The following is a 5,820-nucleotide window of genomic DNA, read 5'->3' as shown; positions in this document are numbered from 1 at the left end:
CGGTTCCTGGACGGCGTGCGTGCTCTGGAGGCGGCCGGGGTCACGACGTACCTCGAACTCGGCCCGGACGGGGTCCTGTCGGCCCTGGCCCAGGAGTGTCTGACCAGTGACGGGGACGCGGTCTTCGTGCCCGCGCTGCGCGGTGGCCGGTCCGAGGCGGAGACCGTCACGGCCGTTCTCGCCCAGGCCCACGTGCGGGGTGTCGCCGTCGACTGGAACGCGTACTTCGCCGGTACGGGCGCCCGGCGCGTCGACCTGCCCACGTACGCCTTCCAGCGGCAGCGGTACTGGATCGAGCCGGGCTCCCGCGCCGGTGACGTGACCGCCGCCGGACTGGAGAAGGCCGGGCACCCGCTGCTCGGCGCGATGGTGGCGCTCGCCGACTCGGAGGGGCTCCTCCTCACCGCCCGGCTGGGTCTGGACACCCACCCGTGGCTGGCCGACCACGCGATCATGGACACCGTGCTCCTGCCCGGCACCGCCTTCGTCGAGCTGGCGGTGCACGCCGGGGACCAGGTCGGGTGCGACGTCCTGGAGGAACTGACGCTGGAGGCACCGCTGGTGCTGCCGCCGCGCGGTGGCGTGCAGCTCCAGATCCACGTCGGCGCCCCGGACGCGGACGGCACCGGACGCAGGACGTTCACCCTCTCCTCCCGTACGCAGGACGGCGGGGCCGACGAGCCGTGGACGCGGCACGCCGCCGGTGTGCTCGCCCAGGGCGCGGCACGCCCGGACTTCGCGGCGGCCCAGTGGCCCCCGGCGGGCGCCGAGGCCATCCCGACGGAGAGCCTGTACGCGGACCTCGCCGAGGTCGGCATGGGCTACGGACCGGTGTTCCGTGGCCTGACGGCGGCGTGGCGGCTCGGTGAGAGTGTCTACGTCGAGGTCGCCCTCCCCGAGGGGCCCGATGCCACGGCCCGTGACTTCGGGCTGCACCCCGCCCTGCTGGACGCGGCCCTGCACGCGCTGGGTCTCGGCGTGCTGGACGGCGCCGAGGGCGAAGGCCGGCTCCCGTTCGCCTGGAGCGGAGTGTCCTTGCACGCGTCCGGCGCCGAGGCGCTGCGCGTGCACCTCGCGCCGGCGGGCGCGAACGGCGTACGGCTGGAGATCGCGGACACGACCGGTGCTCCGGTCGCGACCGTCGACTCGCTCGTCCTGCGGTCCGTGTCGGCGGAGCAGGTGCGGGCGGCGCGTACCGCGTTCCACGAGTCGGTGTTCCGGGCGGAGTGGACGCCGCTGCCCGCCGGGTCCGACGCCCCGGCCACGCCCCGCCGCTGGGCCGTGCTGGGCGCTGCGGGCGCCGTGGCCCACCTGAGGGACGCCCTGCCGGAGGTCCTGGCCGGCGAGGTCACCGTGCACGCCGACCTCGCCGCGCTGGCGGCGGCCGTCGAGGCCGGTGAGGACGTGCCGGACGTGGTGCTGGCCGGTTACGGCCCGGCCCTCGACGACACCGGCACCGGCGACAGCGATGGTTCGGGCGCCGAGTCCCGCGCCGACGGACCGGCCCTGTCGGCCCGCGCCGTGCACGACGCCACGCACCACGCCCTCGCCCTGACCCGGGCCTGGGTGGACGACGCGCTCTTCGCCGGGGAGCGGTTCGCCGCCACCCGCCTGGTCGTCGTCACCCGGGGCGCGGTCGCGGCGGGCGACGGCGACACGGTCACCGACCCCGTGCACGCGGGCGTATGGGGCCTGCTGCGCTCCGCCCAGTCCGAGTACCCCGACCGGCTGCTGCTGGTCGACACCGACGGGCGCGACGAATCCGCGCGGGCCCTGCCCGCCGTCCTCGACGCCGACGAGCCGCAACTCGCCCTCCGCGACGGCTCCCCGTACGCCCTGCGGCTCGCCCGGGTGCCGGCCGCCGCCGGGGACGACGAGACCCGGACCGTCCGGTACGCGCCCGAGGCGACCGTACTGATCACCGGCGCCGGCGGAATGCTGGGCGGACTGGTCGCCCACCGGCTCGTCGCCGAACACGGCGTACGGCACCTGCTGCTGGTGGGCCGCCGGGGCGGCACCACCCCCGAGGCACAGCGCCTCGGCGCCGAACTGGCCGCGGCGGGCGCCTCGGTGACCTGGGCGGCGTGCGACGTCGCCGACCGCGACGCCCTGGCCGCCGTACTGGAGCGGATACCCGCCGACCACCCGCTCGGCGCGGTCGTCCACACCGCGGGCGTCCTTGACGACGGCGTGCTCACCTCCCTCACCCCCGAGCGGCTCTCCGCCGTGCTGCGCCCCAAGGTCGACGCGGCCTGCAACCTGCACGAGCTGACCCGGCACCTCGACCTCTCCGCGTTCGTCCTCTTCTCCTCCATCGGCGGCGTCTTCGGCGGCCCGGGCCAGGGCAACTACGCCGCCGCGAACGTCTTCCTGGACGCCCTCGCGCAGCACCGCCGCGCCCAGGGCCTCCCCGCGACCTCGATGGCCTGGGCCCTGTGGGCCGACGGCACCGGCATGGCCGGCCGCCTCGACGAGGCCGACCTCAGCCGCATGCGCCGCAACGGGCTGCCCCCGCTCACCACGGCCGAGGGCCTCGACCTCTTCGACCTCGCCCACACGCTCGACGAGGCCGCACCGGTCCTCATGCCCCTCGACCCGACCGCGCTGCGCGCCCAGGCCAGGGCCGGCACGATGTCACCGCTGCTGCGCGGCCTCGTACGCGTCCCCGCCCGGCGTACGGCCGGCGGCGGCGCCGCCGGAGCCGGCGACGAGAGCGGCCTGCGGCAGCGCCTGGCCGGCCTGTCCGCCGCCGAGCAGGACCGCGTCCTGCTCGACCTCGTGCGCAAGCAGGTCGCCACGGCCCTCGGCCACTCCGGCGCGGCCGCCGTCGAACCGGGCCGCTCCTTCAAGGAACTCGGCTTCGACTCGCTGACCGCCGTCGAACTGCGCAACCTCCTCGGCGACGCCACCGGCCGCCGCCTGCCCGCCACCCTGGTGTTCGACTACCCCACCGCGACCGCCCTCGCCGGATACCTCCGTGAGGAACTGATCGGCGACCTCGCGGCCGGATCGGCCGGTGCGACCGCCCCCGCCCTCCCGCCGGGCCGCGCGACCGCCGACGAGGCCGACGACCCCATCGCGATCGTGGCGATGAGCTGCCGCTTCCCGGGCGGCATCACCGGCCCCGAGGACCTGTGGCACCTGCTCAGCACGGGCGGCGACGGCATCACCGGCTTCCCCGCCGACCGCGGCTGGGACCTCGACACCCTCTACAGCGACGACCCCGACCGCGAGGGCACCAGCTACGCCCGCGAAGGCGGGTTCCTGCACGACGTCGCCGAGTTCGACGCCGGGTTCTTCGGCATCTCGCCGCGCGAGGCGCTGGCGATGGACCCGCAGCAGCGGATCCTCCTCGAAACCACCTGGGAGACCTTCGAGCGCGCCGGCATCGACCCGGCGACGCTGCGCGGCAGCCGCACCGGCGTCTTCGTCGGCTCCAACGCCCAGGACTACCTCCAGCTCTGGCTCAACGACTCCGACGGGCTGGAAGGCCACCTCGGCACCGGCAACGCGGCCAGCGTCGTCTCCGGCCGGATCTCCTACACCTTCGGCCTGGAGGGCCCGGCGGTCACCGTCGACACCGCCTGCTCCTCCTCCCTCGTCACCCTCCACCTGGCGGCGCAGGCCCTGCGGCGCGGCGAGTGCTCCATGGCCCTCGCGGGCGCCGTGACCGTCATGTCCACCCCCGGGGCGTTCACCGAGTTCAGCCGCCAGCGCGGGCTCGCCGCCGACGGCCGCATCAAGGCCTTCGCCGCCTCCGCCGACGGCACGAGCTGGTCCGAGGGCGTCGGCATGCTGCTCGTCGAGCGGCTGTCCGACGCGCGTCGCAACGGCCACCCGGTCCTCGCCCTGGTCCGCGGCACCGCCGTGAACCAGGACGGCGCCAGCAACGGGCTCACCGCCCCCAACGGCCCCTCCCAGCAGCGGGTCATCCGGGAAGCACTCGCCGACGCCGGACTGTCGGCCACCGACGTCGACGCCGTCGAAGCACACGGCACCGGCACCACCCTCGGTGACCCCATCGAGGCACAGGCGCTCCTCGCCACGTACGGGCAGGGGCGTACGGACGACCGCCCGCTGTGGCTGGGCTCCGTGAAGTCGAACATCGGCCACACCCAGGCCGTGGCCGGAGCGGCCGGCGTCATCAAGATGGTCATGGCGATGCGCCACGGCGTGCTCCCGCAGACCCTCCACGTCGACGAGCCCACGCCGTACGTCGACTGGTCGGAAGGCGCGGTCTCCCTGCTCACCGAGCCGCTGCCGTGGCCGGAGACCGGCCGCCCGCGCCGGGCCGGGGTCTCCTCGTTCGGCTACAGCGGCACCAACGCGCACGCCATCCTCGAACAGGCACCGCGCCACCCCGCCGACGGGACCCCGGGCGACCCCGTTCCCTCGCGCACCCCCGCGACGCGCACCCTGCCGGTGCTGCCGTGGCTCGTCTCCGGCCGCACCGCCGCCGCCCTCCGGGCCCAGGCGGACCGGCTGGCCACGGCCGCGACCACCGTCCTGACGGCCACCGGTACCTCCGGTGCCCTCGACCTCGGCTACTCGCTGGCCACCACCCGCGCGGCCCTGGAGCACCGGGCGGTGCTCCTCGGTGACGGCTTCGACGCCCGCTCGCTGACCTCCCTGCTGGGTGCCCTCGCCGAGGGCGAGCAGGTCCCGGGCCTGGTGAAGGGCACGGTCGTCGGTGGCGGTCTCGCGTTCCTGTTCACGGGGCAGGGCAGCCAGCGGCTGGGCATGGGTCGTGAGTTGTACGAGGCGTTCCCGGTGTTCGCGGAGGCGCTGGATGCGGTGTGCTCGCACTTGGAGCTGCCGCTGAAGGACGTGCTGTTCGGGTCGGATGACGAGACGCTGGACCGGACTGAATTTACCCAGCCCGCGCTGTTCGCCGTCGAGGTGGCGCTGTTCCGGCTCGTCGAGAGCTGGGGCGTGAAGCCGGACTTCCTGGCGGGTCATTCGATCGGTGAGATCGCGGCCGCGCATGTGGCCGGGGTGTTCTCGCTGGAGGATGCGTGCCGGTTGGTGGCGGCTCGTGGCCGGTTGATGCAGGCGCTGCCGTCGGGTGGCGTGATGATTGCGGTGCAGGCGTCGGAGGACGAGGTTCTTCCGCTGCTGACGGACCGGGTGAGCATCGCGGCGATCAACGGTCCGCAGTCCGTGGTCGTCGCGGGCGACGAGGCCGACGCGGTGCTCATCGCCGAGCACTTCGAGGAGCAGGGTCGTAAGACCAAGCGGCTGAGCGTGAGCCATGCGTTCCACTCGCCGCACATGGACGGCATGCTGGACGACTTCCGGCAGGTTGCGGAGTCGATCTCGTACGAGGCTCCGCGTATCGCCGTGGTGTCGAACCTGACCGGTGCGGTCGTCTCCGACGACGAGATGGCGTCCCCCGAGTTCTGGGTACGGCACGTCCGCGAGGCCGTGCGCTTCCTGGACGGTGTCCGGGCGCTGGAGGACGCGGGCGTCACGACCTACGTGGAGCTCGGTCCGGGCGGTGTCCTCTCCGCGATGGCGCAGGAATGCGTGACGGGGGACGTCTCGGCGTTCCTTCCCGCCCTGCGGAACGGTCGCCCCGAGGCCGAGACGGTGGTCACCGCACTGGCTCAGGCCCATGTGCGGGGCGTCGAGGTCGACTGGTCCGCCTTCTTCGCCGGTACGGGCGCCCAGCGGGTCGATCTGCCGACGTACGCGTTCCAGCGGCAGCGGTTCTGGCCGGAGGCGTCGTCGGTGGGCGTTGTGCCGGTTGCCGGGGGCGTCGATGCGGTGGACGCCGGGTTCTGGGAGGCCGTCGAGCGCGAGGATCTCGCGTCGCTGGTC

Annotated in this window: 1 protein-coding gene; it reads left to right on the top strand. The window is 74.6% G+C overall.

Annotation, left to right across the window (positions count from 1 at the left end; translation table 11 throughout):
* Positions 1-5,820 (top strand): type I polyketide synthase (locus tag ACF068_RS32155; protein WP_392277851.1); only part of this gene is annotated, 5,820 nt, incomplete at both ends.

It is taken from the genome of Streptomyces sp. NPDC016309, from assembly GCF_043077235.1.
GTDB lineage: Bacteria > Actinomycetota > Actinomycetes > Streptomycetales > Streptomycetaceae > Streptomyces.
The sequence above is the reverse complement of the archived record's forward strand: the minus strand, read 5'-3'. Positions and strand labels throughout refer to the sequence as shown.